General features: G+C 71.0%; 9 protein-coding genes. 7 read left to right on the top strand and 2 right to left on the bottom strand.

What is annotated here, in order from left to right; all coding sequences use genetic code 11:
• Positions 1-31 precede the first annotated feature (31 nt).
• The 5 genes from ABGB05_RS23385 (at position 32) to ABGB05_RS23365 (ending at position 7,060) form a co-directional block, all read left to right on the top strand.
• Complete coding sequence (locus ABGB05_RS23385) at positions 32-1,003, top strand: sugar ABC transporter permease (protein ID WP_347655609.1); 972 nt, start codon at positions 32-34, stop codon at positions 1,001-1,003.
• The gene (locus ABGB05_RS23380; RefSeq protein ID WP_347655608.1) at positions 1,000-1,902 is read left to right on the top strand and encodes a carbohydrate ABC transporter permease; all 903 of its coding nucleotides are present in this window, start codon (positions 1,000-1,002) and stop codon (positions 1,900-1,902) included. The genes ABGB05_RS23385 and ABGB05_RS23380 overlap by 4 nt, the downstream gene beginning before the upstream one ends.
• A complete protein-coding gene (locus tag ABGB05_RS23375) occupies positions 1,902-4,334 on the top strand; it encodes a glycoside hydrolase N-terminal domain-containing protein (RefSeq protein ID WP_347655607.1) in 2,433 nt (810 codons plus the stop codon). Before ABGB05_RS23380 ends, ABGB05_RS23375 begins: the two co-directional genes overlap by 1 nt.
• 94 nt (positions 4,335-4,428) lie before the next feature.
• A complete protein-coding gene (locus ABGB05_RS23370; protein WP_347655606.1) occupies positions 4,429-5,763 on the top strand; it encodes a sugar ABC transporter substrate-binding protein in 1,335 nt (444 codons plus the stop codon).
• A gap of 124 nt (positions 5,764-5,887) precedes the next feature.
• Positions 5,888-7,060, top strand: a complete 1,173-nt coding sequence (locus ABGB05_RS23365) for an ROK family transcriptional regulator (RefSeq protein WP_347655605.1) — start codon at positions 5,888-5,890, stop codon at positions 7,058-7,060.
• 48 nt (positions 7,061-7,108) lie between these two features.
• Here ABGB05_RS23365 and ABGB05_RS23360 read toward each other — a convergent pair whose 3' ends face one another.
• Entirely contained in the window at positions 7,109-9,238 is a 2,130-nt protein-coding gene (locus tag ABGB05_RS23360; RefSeq protein WP_347655604.1) for an RICIN domain-containing protein, read from the bottom strand.
• A gap of 631 nt (positions 9,239-9,869) precedes the next feature.
• Positions 9,870-11,486, bottom strand: coding sequence for a sigma-70 family RNA polymerase sigma factor (locus tag ABGB05_RS23355; RefSeq protein WP_347655603.1), 1,617 nt, complete (start codon positions 11,484-11,486; stop codon positions 9,870-9,872).
• Positions 11,487-11,984: 498 nt separating this feature from the next.
• On the opposite strand from ABGB05_RS23355, the gene ABGB05_RS23350 reads away from it, so the two are divergent.
• Positions 11,985-14,729, top strand: a complete 2,745-nt coding sequence (locus ABGB05_RS23350) for a beta-L-arabinofuranosidase domain-containing protein (RefSeq protein WP_347655602.1) — start codon at positions 11,985-11,987, stop codon at positions 14,727-14,729.
• Positions 14,730-14,749: 20 nt separating this feature from the next.
• The gene (locus ABGB05_RS23345; protein ID WP_347655601.1) at positions 14,750-16,390 is read left to right on the top strand and encodes a ricin-type beta-trefoil lectin domain protein; all 1,641 of its coding nucleotides are present in this window, start codon (positions 14,750-14,752) and stop codon (positions 16,388-16,390) included.
• Positions 16,391-16,734: the final 344 nt, after the last annotated feature.

Below are 16,734 nucleotides of genomic sequence, written 5' to 3'. Positions count from 1 at the left end.
ACGGGTCGAGCACGCGGAAGCAGGAAGACCAATGGCGCTCTTGGAAACACCCACCCGCGACCCGCGGCCGGCCCGGCGGCCGACGCGGCGGGGCAGCACGGCCCGACGGCCGATCAACGCGAACTCCCCCGCCCACCGCGGGGACGCCCGGCTCGCCTGGCTGCTCATCACCCCCGCGCTCGTCGGGTTCGCCGTCTTCGCGGTCTACCCGACGCTGCGCGGCCTCTACCTGAGCTTCACCGACTTCAAGGTCCTCACCCCGCCCACCTGGGTCGGCCTCGACAACTACGTGGAACTCGTCGGCGACGAGGTCTTCTGGCGCTCGCTCGGCGTCACCGTCTACTTCGTCGTGCTCTCGGTGACCATCAGCCTCGCCGTCTCGGTCGTCACCGCGGCGGTGCTGCACCGGCTCACCTCGTCGACGGTCATCCGTGGCCTGATCATCCTGCCGTTCCTCATCTCCGGGGTGGTCGCCGCCACCGTCTGGTCGTGGATGCTCGACACCCAGCTCGGCATCGTCAACATCGCCATCGAGGCGCTCGGCGGCGACGGCGTGCAGTTCCTGACCTCCCGCGAGTGGGCGATCCCCTCGATCGCGCTGATCAACGTGTGGAAACAGATGGGCTACACGTCGATCATCATCTTCGCCGGCCTGCAGACCATCCCACCCACCGTCTACGAGGCCGGGCGCATCGACGGCGCGGGCGAGCTGCAGATGTTCCGCCGGCTCACCCTTCCGCTGCTCCGGCCGATCCTCGCCCTGGTGCTCGTCCTCAACGTCATCGGCGCGTTCCAGGTCTTCGACATCGTCCAGGTGGCGACGAAGGGCGGGCCCGCCAACGCGTCGAACGTCCTGCAGATGTACATCTACAGCAAGGCGTTCGGCCAGTTCGACTTCGGCTACGCCTCGGCGATGTCGCTCTCCCTCTTCGCGATCCTGCTCGTCATCACCTTCCTCCAGATGCGCCTGCTGCGCGCGAGCGAATCGGACACCAACGCATGACCACCCCCACCACCACCCGCCGACGCCGGCTCAGCCTCGGCCGGATCGCCGCCTGGACCTACCTGGTCGGCGTCCTCTTCGTGACGGTCTTCCCGTTCTACTGGATCCTGCGGACCGCGCTCTCCGACAACTACGCGATGATGGCCGACCCGGCCTCGATCCTTCCGGTCGACTTCACCTGGGGACCGTTCAGGCGGGTACTCGGGCTCGCGACGACCGAGGAGTCGATCGCCGAGGGCGGTTCCGGCGCCTCCGTCCAACTCGGTCGCTACCTGGTCAACTCGCTGGTCTACGCCGGCGTCTCCACGGCGCTCATCGTCTTCTTCTCCACGCTGGCCGCGTACGCCTTCTCCCGGCTGCACTGGCGCGGCCGCGAGTTCATGTTCGGCCTCTTCCTCACCGCGCTGATGGTGCCCGGCATCCTCACCCTGCTGCCGAACTTCGTGCTCGTGAAGGAACTCGGCCTGCTCAACACCTTCGCCGGCATGATCCTGCCCGGGGCGCTCTTCTCGGCCTTCAACATCTTCTTCCTCCGGCAGTTCATGCTCGGGCTGTCGACCGAGACCGAGGAGGCGGCGCTGCTCGACGGCGCCGGCCGGCTCCGGGTGCTGTTCCGGGTCACCCTCCCGATGAGCAGCGGGCCGATCGCCACCCTCGCCATCCTCGGCTTCATCGGGATGTGGAACGACTACTTCTGGCCGCTGCTGGTCGCCAGCGACGAGTCCGTACAGCCGCTCACCCTCGCGCTCGCCGTGTTCAAACAGTCGTCGCCGCAGGCGCAACCCGACTGGGCGGGGCTGATGGCGGCCACCCTGGTCGCGGCCCTGCCGATGCTCGCGCTCTTCATGGTCTTCGGACGGCGGATCGTCAACTCCATCGGCTTCTCCGGGATCAAGTGATGGCCGGGACGCTGCGCCTCGCCTGGCGAGGACCCGCGCGGGAGTGGGTCGAGGCGACCCCGCTGGGCAACGGACGGATCGGGGCGATGGCCTTCGGCGGCGCCCGGGCCCGGATCCAGGTCAACGACGCGACCGTCTGGTCGGGACACCCGGACGGGCCGGCCGAGGCGCTCGCCGCGCTGGTCGCCGGCGGCGCCGGCCCCGACCGCCTCGCCGAGATCCGGTCGGCGATGGACGCCGGGGACCTGCGGCGGGCCGAGGCACTGCTGATGACCTTCGAGGGCCCGTACTCGCAGGAGTTCCTGCCCTTCGTCGACCTGGAACTGGCCACGCACGGCGGGGCGGTCGCGGACGGCGTACCGGCCCGGGTGCTCGACCTCGACGAGGCGTACCTGACCGAGTCACTGGTCGTCGGCGGCGCGTCCGTGAACCGCCGGACCTACGTCTCCGCGCCGGCCGGCTGCCTCTTCGTCGAGTACGTCGCCGCCGGCCCGGTGCTCGACGTCGACGTACGGCTGACCACGCCGCTGCGGGAGGTGGGCCGGCACACCAGCGCGACCGGCATCGTCCTCGACGTGGTCGCGCCGGTCGACGGTGCGCCGGCACACGAACCGGCGGTGGAGCCGCCGCACCGCTACCTCGACCACGGGGCCGACGGCTTCGACCACGTCGCGGTGGCGGCGCTCGCGGTGGACGGGGACGGAATCCGGGACTCCGTCGGCGACACCCTGCGGATCCGCGGGGCGAGCCGGCTGCTGATCGCCCTGTCGACGTCGAGCCGGGCCGGACTGTGGTGGGCCGACCCGGACGGCACCGACTGGCGGATCTCCTCCCGGGAGGAGATCCGGGAACGCGCCCGCGGTACCGCCGCGTCCGCCCTCCGACGGACGGCGGACGAGCGGTTCGCCGAGCATGTCGCCGACGTGCGGGACCATGTCTCGGGGGCGCGCTTCGCGATCGGCGGCCGGCGCAGCGGCACCTGGGACGTCGCCGACGACGTCCTGCACGGCGCCGACGAGGGCCTGCGGGCGACGGTGGTCGCCGAGTACGGCCGCTACCTGCTCGGCGCGTCGTCACGCGCCGGCGGTCCGGCGGCGAACCTGCAGGGGATCTGGAACGACCAGCTGCGGCCGCCCTGGTCGTCCAACTACACCATCAACATCAACACCCAGATGAACTACTGGCCGGCGCCGCTGGTCGGACTCGACGACTCGATCGAACCGCTGGCCGCCCTGGTCCGCCGGATGGCCCGCACCGGCACCGACGTCGCCGCCCGCCTCTACGGCGCCCGGGGCTGGGTCGCCCACCACAACAGCGACCTCTGGGGCTGGAGCCTGCCGGTCGGCATGGGCCACGGCGCGCCGAGCTGGGCGATCTGGATGATGGGCGGCGTCTGGCTCACCCACAACCTGTGGGACCACTACGAGTTCACCGGTGACCGGGACCTGCTGGAGCGGGTGGTGTGGCCGCTGCTGCGACCGGCCGCGCTGTTCTGCCTGGACTGGCTGGTCGACGACCCGGCCACCGGCCGGCTGCGGACCGTCCCGTCGACCTCGCCGGAGAACCTGTACCTCGGCCCGGACGGCCGCCCCGAGGCGCTCGGCGTCTCGACCACGATGGACGTGGCGCTGATCCGGGCCCTGTTCGACCGCGCCCGCCGGGCCATCACCCTGCTCGACGCGGACGACCCGCTCGACGCACAACTCGCCGACGCGCTCGACCGGCTCCCGGAACTGACCGCCGGGCCGGACGGCCGGCTCCGCGAGTGGTCGACCGACGTCGTGGACCAGGACCCGCACCACCGGCACCTGTCACCGCTGGTCGCCCTCTATCCGCTCGACCTGGTCGAGCTGGTCGGCCGCGATCGTGCGCCCGGGCTCGCCGAGGCGGCCCGCCGCTTCCTCGAGGGTCGTGGGCCGGGGGCGATGGGCTGGTCGTGGGCGTGGAAGATCGCGCTGCGGGCCCGGCTCGGGGACGCCGCCGAGGCCCGGGCCCTGCTGCTCGAGGCGATCACCGCCTTCGACCGTGACCACCGCCGGCTCGCCCCGGTCGACGGCTCCGAGTGGGGCGGGCTGCTGCCGAACCTGTTCAGCACGCATCCGCCGTTCCAGATCGACGGCAACTACGGGCTGACCGCGGCGATCGCCGAACTGCTGGTGCAGAGCCACGGCGGCCGGATCCGGCTGCTGCCGGCGCTGCCGGCCGAGTGGCCGGACGGCCGGGTGACCGGCCTGCGGGCCCGGGGCGGCGTCGAGGTCGACCTCCACTGGGCCGACGGCGCCGTCGCGCACGCGGTCCTGCGGGACCTGCGTGGCGTCGCGCGCCGGGTGGCCGTCGAGTACGCCGACCGCACGGTCGACCTCGACCTGCCGGCGTACGGCGAGGTCGGACTGCCGCCCGCCGGACACCGACCGCCCCGGCCCGGCGGCTGAGTCCCCCACCGTATCCCGCACGGACCCACCACACACCGCACACCCACCCGGGCGCCGGCGACGGCACCCGACCACCCCCGAAATGAGGATATTGATGAAGATATCGCGAATCGCGACAGCGCTGGCCCTGGCCGGCCTGGCCGCGGCGTCGCTCACCGCCTGTGGCAACGACGACTCCGCCGGCGGCGGTAACACGGTCAACTGGTGGACCTGGGACGAGCGCCAGGCCGCCTCGTACCAGAAGTGCCTGCCCGGCTTCCAGCAGGCGAACCCCGGCATCACCGTCAAGATCTCCCAGTACGCGGTCGAGGACTACTTCACCAAGCTGACCGCCGGGTTCGTCTCCGGCTCGGCACCGGACGCGTTCCAGAACAGCGTCCCGCTGCTCGGCGCGTACGCCGGCCAGGGGCAGATCCGGGCGCTCGACGACCTGATCGCCAAGAGCGGCTACGACCTGTCGGTCTTCGACATCGGCGTCGACTCGTGGAAGTACACCGACGGCAAGCAGTACGGCATCCCGCTCGACTGGGCGGCCGCCGCGATCTACTTCAACCAGGACAAGGTCACCGAGGCGGGCCTCACCGCCAACGACATCGCGACGATGACCTGGAACCCCGACGACGGCGGCAGCTTCGACAAGGTCGTCGCCCGGCTCACCGTCGACAAGAAGGGAGTCCGGGGCGACCAGCCCGGCTTCGACAAGAAGAACGTGGCGACGTACGGCATCGGCAGCCTCGCCGCCAGCGACTTCAACGGCCAGACCTCGTGGAACCCGTTCGTCTCGACGCTCGGCTGGCGGCTCGGTGACAAGCCGGCCTGGCCGACCAAGCTCGAGTACGACAACCCCGACTTCATCAAGACCCTCGAGTACGTCCGCGGCCTGGGTGACCGGGGTCTGATGCCTGTCTTCGGCCAACTGACCGCCGCGGGTGGACAACAGCTCGGCTCCGGCGCCGTCGCGATGGTCCAGGGCGGCACCTGGGACGCGACCTCGATCACCAAGATCCCCGGGGTGAAGGTGGGGGTCGCGCCGACCGTCCAGGGCCCCAAGGGACGCGCGATGATCAGCAACTCCAACGCGAACAACATCTACGTCGGCACCAAGAACCTCGACGCGACGTGGAAGTGGGTCACCTACATGGGCTCGGAGGCCTGCCAGTCGGCCGCCGGGGTGGACGCCACCTTCCTGCCCTCGATCGCCGCGTCCCTGAAGGTCACCGTCGACACCCAGGCCCAGCAGGGGCTGGACATCTCCGGCTTCGTCAACGCGCTCAACAACGGCGAGCTGTACCCGGCGCCGCCGACCGCGAACGGTCAGGAGGTCGTCGACACGATCCAGCCGCTGTTCGAGGCGTACTTCACCGGGGAGCGGAACAAGGACGTGTTCCCGGAGATGGCGGCGAAGACCAGGGAGATCCTCGCCAAGTAGGAACCGGTGCCGGGGCGGCGTGGCGCGGTGCGCCGGGCCGCCCCGGCCGCTGACTATCGTCGTGTTCGGAATCATGCGTGTCACACGTTCCGGCCGGCGTCGCAACCACAGGGGGGAACCCGGAATGAACGGCGCAGCCGCCGCGGTCTCGCTGCTCCGAGGAGCCTCCGCCGCGGGAGCCGAGGTCTTCAGGAGCATCCTCACCCGGGGCCCGATCAGCCGTACCGACATCGCCCGGCTCGCCGGCCTGTCGCAGGCCGCGGTCACCAAGGCGGTCGGGCCGCTGATCGAGGTGGGCCTGGTCTCCGACCATCTCGGATCGCAGCGCGACGGGCAGCCGGGACGGCCGGTGAACCCGCTCACCGTCGTACCCGACGCCCTGGTCGCCCTCGGGGTCAAGGTGAACGCGGACGAGATCGTCGGCGTCGCGACCGACCTGACCACCCGGATCCTCGTCACCGACCGGCGCCCGCTCGACTCCACCGGCCTCGACGTGGTGGTCGACGCGATCGAGGCGACCGTGGCGGGACTGGTGGACCTGCTCGGCGTACGGGCCGAACGGCTCTGCGCGGTCGGCGTCGCCGTCTCCGGCGATGTCGACACCGGACGCGGAGTGGTCCGCGAGTCGGCGATCATGGGCTGGGCCGACGTGCCACTCGGCACGATCCTGACCGACCGTCTCGGCCGGGAGGTGCTGGTCGAGAACGACGTCCGGGCGCTCACCATCGGCGAGCACTGGTTCGGGGTGGGGGTCGGCACCGCCTCGTTCGCGATCGTCACGATCGGCCGCGGCATCGGCAGCGGCCTGCACCTCAACGGCGAGGTGGTCGAGGGCGCCCACGGGGTGGCCGGCGAGATCGGGCACCTGCCGCTGACCTCACCCGACCGGGTCTGCCCCTGCGGCCGCCGGGGCTGCGTCGAGGCGGTCGCCGGTACCCCCGCCATCGTCGCCGAGGTCGCCCGGGGGCACGGCGGCAACCTGTCGCTCGCCGAGGTCGTCGCCCTGGCGCACCGGGGCGACCCACTCGCGGTACGGGTGTTCGCGCAGGCGGCGACCGTGATCGGCACCGCGATCGCGACGCTGGTGAACCTCACCGGCCCCGAACTGGTCATCATCGGCGGCGAAGCGGTCAGCGACTTCGACCTCTTCGAGGAGCCGCTGCGGGCCGCGTTCGCCGACCACGTCTTCGGGGCGGCCGGCCGCTGCCGGATCGTCGCCCGCCCGTACACCTTCGAGGACTGGGCGCGCGGCGCCTCCGCCTCGGCCATCCGCCGTCTGGTGGAGGACCGGGGCTGAGGCGCCGCCGCGCCGGCCCGGGGGTCGGGCCGGGCCGGCGCGGTGCGGTCACGGCGTGGCGAGCTCGAACCGACGTACGGTCACCGCGCCGCCGAGCGACTGGGTCGCGTAGTTGAAGACCGCGAACCGGTAGCCCATGAAGAACTGCCAGGCGTTGTTGAGCGTCAGGGTGTTGCCCAGCGGGACGAAGGTGACGCCGTCGGTGCTGTAGGAGAAGCGGGCCTGCCGACCGGAGCCGGGTCTGATGTCGGCGTTGGCCCGCAGCCAGATCCGACCGCCGGAGACCGGCGCGCTGGCGATCTCGCTGCCGGTGCCGGTGGTGTTCCAGTTGCCGTCCATGGTCAGGTTGTTGGTCATCACCACCCGGGTGGCGCCGTTGTCGCGCCGGACGCCGATCCAGGCGGAGGACTGGCGCAGCATCGCCAGTCCGGTACGGTCCCCGTCCCGCATGGTCGAGTAGTCGAGCTCCACGGTCGCGGTCGAGGTCGGCCCCTGGATGCGGTGGGTGAGGGTGTTCCGGGCCCGGTAGAGGTCGTTGGTGACCGTCGCGGTCTGCAGGCTCAGCCCGTTGTTCACCGACCACCGGCTGTTGTCCGGGTTGTGGTTCCACTCCCACTGCGGGCCGAGGGTGGTCCCGGCGAAGGTGTCGACGCCGGTGAGCGGTTTGACCGGGCGCGGCGGCAACGGGTTCGGGTAGCTGGCGCCCCAGACCCCGTTGACGGTCTGCAGCACCGGCCAGCCGTCGCCGGTCCAGGTGATCGGCGCCAGGGTCGGCATCCGGCCGCCGGGGTACGCGTCGGTGAACGCCATGTAGTACCACTGGCCGTTCGGGGTCTGGACCAGCCCGCCCTGGTGCGGCACCCCGCCCCCGGCGATCGGTCCCGGCAGGTCGAGCAGGACCTGACGGATCTCGTACGGGCCGAACGGGTTGTTCGCCTTGAGCACGTACTGGCCGTTCGCGGGGCGGGTCAGCCAGATGTAGTAGCTGCCGTTGCGCTTGTAGAAGCGGGCTCCCTCCAGGGTGCCGATGTTCGACGGGGTCTGGAACACCTGTTGGTTGCGGACCTGGGTCCGGCCGTCGGCGGAGAGCTGGGCGACGCTGATCGTGCCGTTGCCGTACGCGACGTACATGGTGTCGTTGTCGTCGATCAGCAGGCCGGCGTCGTAGTAGCAGTTCGGGATGGTGGCGTGCCGGCTCCAGGTGCCGTCGACCGCGGAAGCCGTGTAGATGTGGGTCTGGGCGAAGTCGATGCAGCCGGCCCAGTAGAAGGTCCGGTTGCTCTGCCGGTAGTTCAGCGTGGAAGCCCAGATGCCGTCCACGTAGGCGTGGCCGCCGGAGAGGTCGTACTTCGACCCGAAGTCCAGCCGGGGCACCGAGTGTCCGGCGAACTCCCAGTTCACCAGGTCGTACGAGCGCAGGATCGGCGCCCCCGGCGAGTAGTGCATGGTCGACGCGGAGAGGTAGAAGGCCTCGCCGACCCGGATGATGTCGACGTCGGCGAAGTCCTGCCAGATCACCGGGTTGCCGAACGTGCCGCTGGCCGGCGGGGTGGTGGGCGGCGGGGTGCCGCCGTCGACCCGGACCAGTTGCCACTGCTGGTTGTTGCCGCCCCAGTCGTCGTACTGCACCACGTTCGCCCCGTCCGCGGTCGAGGCGTTCTGCACCTCGACCGCCTTGCCGCTGTGCCGGCTGATCAGTCGTACGTGTCCGCCGGACGAGTCCGCCAACCGGAACTGTTGGTTCGTCCCGTTGGTGTCGGTCCACTGTATGATCCCCGCGCCGTTGGCCGTCGACCGGTTGGAGACGTCCAGCACCTTGCCCGAGTGCCGGGACCGCAGCCGGTAGTACCCGTCGCCCGAGTCGACGAACTGCCACTGCTGCTGGGCACCGTCGTTGCGGGCCCACTGGGTGATCCGCGCGCCGTCGTTGGTGGCCAGGTTGTAGACGTCCAACGCCTTGCCGCTGTTGCGGTTCAGCAGGACGTACCAGGCCGACGTGTCGACCGTCGCGGCCGACGCCGGATTCGGGCCGAATCCGATGGCGGCGGTGCCGACGAGGAGGGTGGCCAGGGTGACGACGAGCGCGGCCCGCCAACGACGCAGTCGGGGGCGGGCCGCCGGATGGCGGGCCGGTTCGGGCGGCGCCGCCGGCAGGGGCGCTCGGCCGGTGTCGTTCATGACGTCTCTCCTTCTTGTCGGGGGCCAGCCGGGCGCGGTGCGGCGTACCGGAGGTCGTCGCGGGGCCGCCCTGCGGGTCTCCCGGTCGATCCCGGGCATGATGACCCGGCGGCAAGTGTTAGCGCTAACAACTTCGCCCGAGTCTCCCGACCTCGCCGAATGAGGTAGCGAGACAAACACGTGGATGGATGTACCGGATATTGCCAGACTGTTACCGCACCTTCAAGGGGCGACTGTCGATACGCGGATCGGACCGCCTCCACCTGCATTCCTTTTGGCACGACGCTCGGGCCTCCGGACCAATAACGCCTTTTCCAATCTCGACCTCGGCGCGGATCGAAAAAAACGTCACACCGCTTTTCTGTTACGCCGGCCGGGGCCGATCGGTCGCGGGCCGGTCCGCCCCGCCCCCGGTCCCCCGTGACTGTCCGGCACTCGCGATCCCGGTCCATCGCCGCCGACCGGAAGGGCTGCGGTCGACCCGACTCACCTCGTCCGGACCGCACCCACGGCGGCCGGTCAGGCACACACCGGACCCACGGCGACCCGGGCGGGCACACCGGACCCGCTGCCGCCGGGCGGGCGCACACCGGACCCCTTGCCGCCGGGCGGGACGCGCCGGACCGTACGGCTACCGGACCAGCGGAGGCCGGGGACGGAAGGACGCGTCGGCGAGGAACTGGGCGGACGGCGCCGACGGGTCGACCCACAACTCGTGGTTGCGGTGGCGCAGGAACCATCCCGGATAGTTGGCCGACTCCAGCAGGACCGAACCGGGCGCCGCACCGGCACGAACGCAGAACGTCGCGTCCCCCCGGAACAGCGGGGTCCCCTCGTCCACGCTCAACCTCAGCCGCCAGGACGAGTGGCGCAGGTACCGGCCGTCCTCCGCCCGGAAGGAGACACAGTTCGGCTCCGCGAGGCCCGCAACCACCTCGAAGGTGGCCCGCTGTCGGGCCGACGCCGGACTGTCCGCACCGACCTGGGCGAGCACACCGACGTCGTCGGTCGTCGTGACGAGCAGGCCCGCCTGGTTCACCGGCTCCAGTGCCACCGACCCTGGCCGAAGCGACGACCCGCCGCCGCCCGACGGCCCGGTGACGGTCGGACTCGGACGGCTCGGCCTCGGCGCGGTCGTGCCGGGCTCCGGCGTTGACGGCACGACCTCCGGCAGGGTGGGCCTGGGCGCCCCGCTGGTCGCCGGTGCCGACGTCGGCGCCGCGATGACGACCACGGGCGCCGGTGGCTCCGGCCAGGTCGCCGTGGTGACGGTGGCACCGGCGACGAGCGTGCCGGCGGTTACCGCCGCGGCGACCGGGTGTGCCCCGATCACCTGGCCGAGTTGGCCGAGCAACCCCGCCTTCAGACCCGCCCCGACGGCTCCGGAGCCACCGGTCGTGCCCGAGAACACCGCTGCGGAGGCGGCGCCGGCACCCGCGACCATGGCAGTGCCCTTACCGGTCAGGGTGGCCGCCAGAGCCAGCGGGACCGGGAGCAGGGCGAGACCGACGAGCAGCCGCTCCGGCGCGATCCGGTCCCGGCCGGCCCGCAGGCAGCTGGGACAGGTCCGGGTGTGCCGCGTGACGCGTTTGCGCCACAGCGGACTCGGTACCTGGTTCCAGCCGGTCAGCACGGTGGCCAACTCGTCGCAGCCGGGCCGGGCGTCCAGCGCGGCCACCAGTGACCGGCTCAGCTCGAGCTGGTTACGCATCCGTTGGATCCGCACCCCCGCGTGGGCCAGGCTCACCCCGAGCGCCGCCGCGACCTCGGCCCTGGTGAGCCGCCCCGCGGTCTCCAGCCACCAGAGCGACAGCAGCGCCCGGTCGTCCGGGTCGAGCCAGCGGCTGGCCCGTACCACCTGCCGGCGTTGCTCGGACAGGTCCGCGCGCAAGGCGGCCAGGCCCTCCAGGTCGGCGCCGGCGTCCGGGACCTCGGTCACCTCGTCCAGGGCGACCGCGCGGGCGGCGTTCGCCCGGTGCCGGTGCAGGTGTGTGCTGACCTGGCGCAACGCGATCGCCACCAGCCAGGGGCGGAAGCTCTCCGGCGTCCGCAGCGTCCGCAGTTCCCGCAGGGCGCGGAGCATCGTCTCCTGTACGACGTCGTCGACCTCCGGATCGCCGCTCAGCGCCCTGCCCACGATGGTGTACACCATCGGCAGGTACGCCGTGATCAGTTCGTCGAGCGCCCGGGGGTCGCCGGCCTGCGCGGCGAGGACCAGGCTCGTCTCGGTGGTACGGGTAGCTCGCATTTCCACTTCGCTGTCGCAGGTGCCGACCGGGGCGCCCTCGCCCGACACGCGCCGACCCGGAGGGGAACGGCACGATCGGTCGGGCACCCTGTGTCGACCCCGGTAGCCGTCGGCGCCGGGGTCGTCCGTGGTGTGGTGGTTGACTGTGGTTGACCGCGGGAGTCGAGTCAAGCGCCGCCGTCGGTTTTTCCGTTGTCCGGACGGAGAGCCACCGACTCCACCGAGAACACCCGAATAGGCCGGTCGGCGCAGGGATCCCTACGCCGTCATGGATCGTTGTCGCCACGGAAGTGGCCGGTCCGGCGGTGAGGCGCGGACGTCGGCGGCGTCAGACGACATCGGAACCGCGCGCCACCGAATACAGCGGCACCACCGACGGGGTCGCCGGAAAGTCTGGGTTGCGGGCGTGTTAACGACAGCGTATGTTAGCGCTCACATCGAAGTTTGCCCATGACGCGGTCGCCTTGCCCCACCGCGGACGTCAACGGAGACCACCCGATGCCGAACCCCGCCCTGAACCGTCGCCGTCTCTTGCAGGTCGCCGGCGCCGCCACCGTCGCATCGGCCATCGGGCCGACCGTGACCGGCGCACCGGCGCACGCCGCGCTGGCCCCCGCCCGACCCGACATCGGAGTCGCCGCGTACCCGTTCGACCTCGGTCAGGTACGCCTGACCAACAGCCGATGGCTGGACAACCAGAACCGGACCCTGAACTACCTGCGCTTCGTCGACGTCGAACGACTGCTCTACAACTTCCGGGCCAACCACCGGCTCTCCACCAACGGCGCCGCGGCCACCGGCGGCTGGGACGCCCCGAACTTCCCGTTCCGCACCCACATGCAGGGACACTTCCTCACCGCCTGGGCCCAGATGTGGGCGGTGCTCGGCGACACGACCTGCCGGGACAAGGCCAACCGGATGGTCGCCGAACTCGCCCGGTGCCAGGCCAACAACAGCGCCGCCGGCTTCAACACCGGCTACCTCTCCGGATTCCCCGAGTCCGACTTCAGCAGCCTCGAGGCCCGCACGCTCAGCAACGGCAACGTGCCCTACTACTGCATCCACAAGACCCTGGCCGGCCTGCTCGACGTCTGGCGCTACCTCGGCAACGAGCAGGCCCGGGACGTCCTGCTCGCGCTCGCCGGCTGGGTCGACTGGCGCACCGGCAGGCTCACCTCCGCGCAGATGCAGGCCATGCTGGGCACCGAGTTCGGTGGCATGAGCGCGGTCCTGACCGACCTCTACCAGCAGACCGGCAACGCCCGCTGGCTGACCGTCGCACAGCGGTTCGACCACGCCGCCGTGCTCAACCCGCTGGCCGCCAACCAGGACCAGCTCAACGGTCTGCACGCCAACACACAGGTGCCCAAGTGGATCGGAGCCGCCCGGGAGTACAAGGCCACCGGCACCACCCGGTACCGCGACATCGCCAGCAACGCCTGGAACATCACGGTCAACGCGCACACGTACGCGATCGGCGGCAACAGCCAGGCGGAACACTTCCGCGCCCCGCACGCCATCGCCAGCCACCTGGCCCGGGACACCTGCGAGGCGTGCAACACCTACAACATGCTCAAGCTGACCCGGGAACTCTGGTTGCTCGACCCGAACCGGGTGGCCTACTTCGACTACTACGAGCTGGCGCTGCTCAACCACCTCATCGGCCAGCAGAACCCGGCCGACAGCCGTGGGCACGTCACCTACTTCACGCCGCTGCACCCCGGTGGTCGGCGCGGGGTCGGTCCCGCCTGGGGCGGCGGTACCTGGAGTACCGACTACAACTCGTTCTGGTGCTGTCAGGGCACCGGTATCGAGGTGAACACCAAGCTGATGGACTCGGTGTACTTCCACAACGGCGACACCCTGACCGTGAACCTGTTCATGCCCTCGGTGCTCACCTGGGCACAACGCGGCATCACCGTCACCCAGACCACCTCGTACCCGGTCAGCGACACCACGACGCTCACCGTGACCGGCAGCGCCGGCGGATCGTGGACGATGCGGATCCGCATCCCGGCCTGGACAACCGGGGCCACGGTCAGCGTGAACGGCACCGCGCAGAACATCCCCACCACGCCGGGCACGTACGCCGTGCTCACCCGCACCTGGGCCTCCGGTGACACCGTGACGGTCCGGTTGCCGATGCGGGTGGTGATGCGGGCCGCCAACGACAACCCCGCCGTCGCCGCCGCCACGTACGGGCCGGTGGTGCTCTCCGGCAACTACGGGGACACCACCCTGGCCGCGCTGCCCGCGCTGAGCCCGTCGTCGATCACCCGGACCAGCGGCACCACGCTCGCCTTCACCGCCACCGCGAACGGGTCCACGGTCAACCTCGGCCCGTTCTACGACGCGCACGGGCACAACTACACCGTCTACTGGAACACCGGCGGGGGCGGCAACCAGGGCGGTGGGGCGGGGTACCGGCTGGTCAACGCGGCGAGCGGACTCGTCCTCGGCGTACAGAACATGTCCACCGCCGACGGTGGGCTGGCGGTGCAGTGGAACGACACCGGCACCCCGGACCACGGCTGGGAGGTGATCGCGGACGGCACCGCGATCCGGCTCCGGAACGTCAACAGCGGAAAGGTGCTCGGGGTGGAGAACATGTCCACCGCTGTCGGCGCCCGCGTCCTGCAGTGGGGCGACACCGGCACCGCCGACCACCGGTGGACCGTGGTCGACGTCGGCGACGGCACCCACAAGCTCCGCAACGTGCACACCAATCTGCTGCTCGCCATCTCGGGCGGCTCGACCTCGGCCGGCGCCCAGGCGGTACAGGACGCGGACAACGGCAGCGCCGACAACCAGTGGCGGTTCGTACCCAACGGCGCCCGCCGGATCCAGAACCTCCACAGTGGGCTCGTCCTCGGCGTACAGAACATGTCGACGGCCGACGGTGGGCTGGTCATCCAGTGGGGCGACACCGGTACCGCCGACCACCTCTGGACGGCGATCGTCGACACCGGCGGATACCTGCGACTGCGGAACACGAACAGCGGCCGGGTGCTCGGGGTGGAGAACGGCGGCACCGGCAACGGCGCCCGGGTGCTCCAGTGGGCCGACAACGGCACCGCCGACCACCGCTGGCGGCTGCGCCACGGCGGCAACGGCTACTTCCGGATCCAGTGCGCCAACGGCGGCCGGGTCCTCGGCGTCACCGGCGCCTCGACCGCGGCCGGAGCCCAGATCGTGCTCTGGGACGACAACGGCACCGCCGACCACCTCTGGCGATTCATCTGAACCCCCTGACGGGAGGACCCATGCGCACCAGAACCCGATGGCTGGCCGCCGCGGCCGTGACGCTGCTGGCGGTCGCGGTGACCGTCACCGAACCGGCCCGGGCGCCGCAGCCCGCGCAGGCGTTGAACAACGGGGTGGCCCGTACCCCGCCGATGGGCTGGAACACCTGGAACACGTTCGGCTGCAACATCAACGAGAGCCTGATCCGGGAGACCGCCGACGCCATGGTCGCCAACGGGATGCGGGACCTGGGCTACCGGTACGTGGTCGTCGACGACTGCTGGTTCAACCCGGACCGGGACGCCCAGGGCAACCTGCAGGCCCATCCGACCCGGTTCCCGAGCGGCATGAAGGCGCTGGGTGACTACCTGCACGCCCGCGGTCTGCTGTTCGGCCTCTACCAGGGACCACTGGACCAGACCTGCGCCCAGTACTTCGACGCGTTCCCCGGTTCGACCGGCAGCCTCGGACACGAGGCCCAGGACGCCCGCCAGTTCGCCGCCTGGGGTGTGGACTACCTCAAGTACGACTGGTGCTCGCCCACCGGGACGATCAACGAGCAGGTGGCGAGGTTCGCCATCATGCGGGACGCACTCGCCGCCACCGGCCGCCCGATCGTCTACAGCATCAACCCGAACAGCATCCACGAGAAGACCGGCCCCCAGCGCAACTGGGGCGACGTGGCCAACCTGTGGCGTACCACCGAGGACATCACCAACGCCTGGAACACCGGCCAGACCAACGGGTACCCGATGGGCATCCAGAACATCGTCAACGTCAACGTGCCCCTGGCCGGGTACGCCGCACCGGGCTCGTTCAACGACCCGGACATGCTGGAGGTCGGCAACGGCGGCATGACCGACACCGAGATGCGCAGCCACTTCGCGCTCTGGGCGATCATGGCGGCTCCGCTGATGGCCGGCAACGACGTGCGCAACGCCAGTACGGCGACCCTCAACATCCTGCGCAACCAGCACCTGGTCGCGATCAACCAGGATCCGCTGGGCCTGCAGGCCGTGCAGGTGAGCAACGACGGCACCCGGCGGGTACTGGCCAAGCGGCTCGCCAACGGCGACGTCGCGGTGGCCCTGTTCAACCAGGGCGGCTCCACCACGACCGTCTCGACCACGGCAGCGGCGATCGGCAAGACCGGCGGCCCGTTCACCCTCCTGGACGCCTGGACGAACGCCACCACGACGACCACCGGCACCATCTCGGCCAGCGTGCCGGCGCACGGCACGGTCGTCTACCGGGTCAGCGGTGGTGGCACCGGCACCCCGACCACCTTCCGACTGCGTGGCGACGCGAGTGGCCGCTGCCTGGACGTGAACAACTCCAACACGGCCAACGGCACGGCGACGTTGATCTGGGACTGCCACACCGGGGCCAACCAGGTCTTCACCCAGGCCGGTCAGACGCTGCAGGTGCTCGGCAAGTGCCTGGACATCTCACCGAACGCCACAAACGGCACTCCGGTGCAGATCTGGGACTGCAACGGCGGGACCAACCAGCAGTGGACGTTCAACAGCAACGGCACCATCAGCAGCGTCCGGTTCCCCACGCTCTGCCTGGACGTCAACAACGGCGGCACCGCCAACGGCACCACCGTACTGGTCTGGAGCTGCCACGCCGGGGCGAACCAGCGGTGGACCCGGACATGACCCCGTCGGCCCTGCGACCACCGGTGGTGGCCGGCACCGGTCCGTAGCCACCGCCACCGCCACCGTTCTCGTTCCCGACCTAGACCGCGGGACCACGGTGGTCGGCCGGGCTCCCCGGCCGTCGGTACCGGGCGCCGACGGTCGGGGAGCCTCCGGTCTCCCGGCACGGACATCCCGTCCGAAACCACCGACCTCACCTGTTGACGGTCGTCCGCTCCGGTCACGTCCCCCGCCCACCGGAGCGGCGACCCACACCGACAGGTGACTTCGCCGGCGCCCCCGCACCGCCGTGGGGTGCGGGGGCGCCGGGCCCCCCACCCACCCCGCCCACCTCGACCGCCCAC

The sequence above is a fragment of the Plantactinospora sp. B5E13 genome (assembly GCF_039871775.1).
In the GTDB taxonomy this organism is placed as follows: Bacteria; Actinomycetota; Actinomycetes; order Mycobacteriales; family Micromonosporaceae; genus Plantactinospora.
Note: the sequence above shows the minus strand (reverse complement) of the source record. Positions and strands in the feature narration are given on the sequence as shown.

Coding starts and splice junctions, on each gene's coding strand:
- ABGB05_RS23385 (WP_347655609.1), top strand. CDS start 32: ATGGCGCTCTTGGAAACACCCACCCGCGACCCGCGGCCGGCCCGGCGG.
- ABGB05_RS23380 (WP_347655608.1), top strand. CDS start 1,000: ATGACCACCCCCACCACCACCCGCCGACGCCGGCTCAGCCTCGGCCGG.
- ABGB05_RS23375 (WP_347655607.1), top strand. CDS start 1,902: ATGGCCGGGACGCTGCGCCTCGCCTGGCGAGGACCCGCGCGGGAGTGG.
- ABGB05_RS23370 (WP_347655606.1), top strand. CDS start 4,429: ATGAAGATATCGCGAATCGCGACAGCGCTGGCCCTGGCCGGCCTGGCC.
- ABGB05_RS23365 (WP_347655605.1), top strand. CDS start 5,888: ATGAACGGCGCAGCCGCCGCGGTCTCGCTGCTCCGAGGAGCCTCCGCC.
- ABGB05_RS23360 (WP_347655604.1), bottom strand. CDS start 9,238: ATGAACGACACCGGCCGAGCGCCCCTGCCGGCGGCGCCGCCCGAACCG.
- ABGB05_RS23355 (WP_347655603.1), bottom strand. CDS start 11,486: ATGCGAGCTACCCGTACCACCGAGACGAGCCTGGTCCTCGCCGCGCAG.
- ABGB05_RS23350 (WP_347655602.1), top strand. CDS start 11,985: ATGCCGAACCCCGCCCTGAACCGTCGCCGTCTCTTGCAGGTCGCCGGC.
- ABGB05_RS23345 (WP_347655601.1), top strand. CDS start 14,750: ATGCGCACCAGAACCCGATGGCTGGCCGCCGCGGCCGTGACGCTGCTG.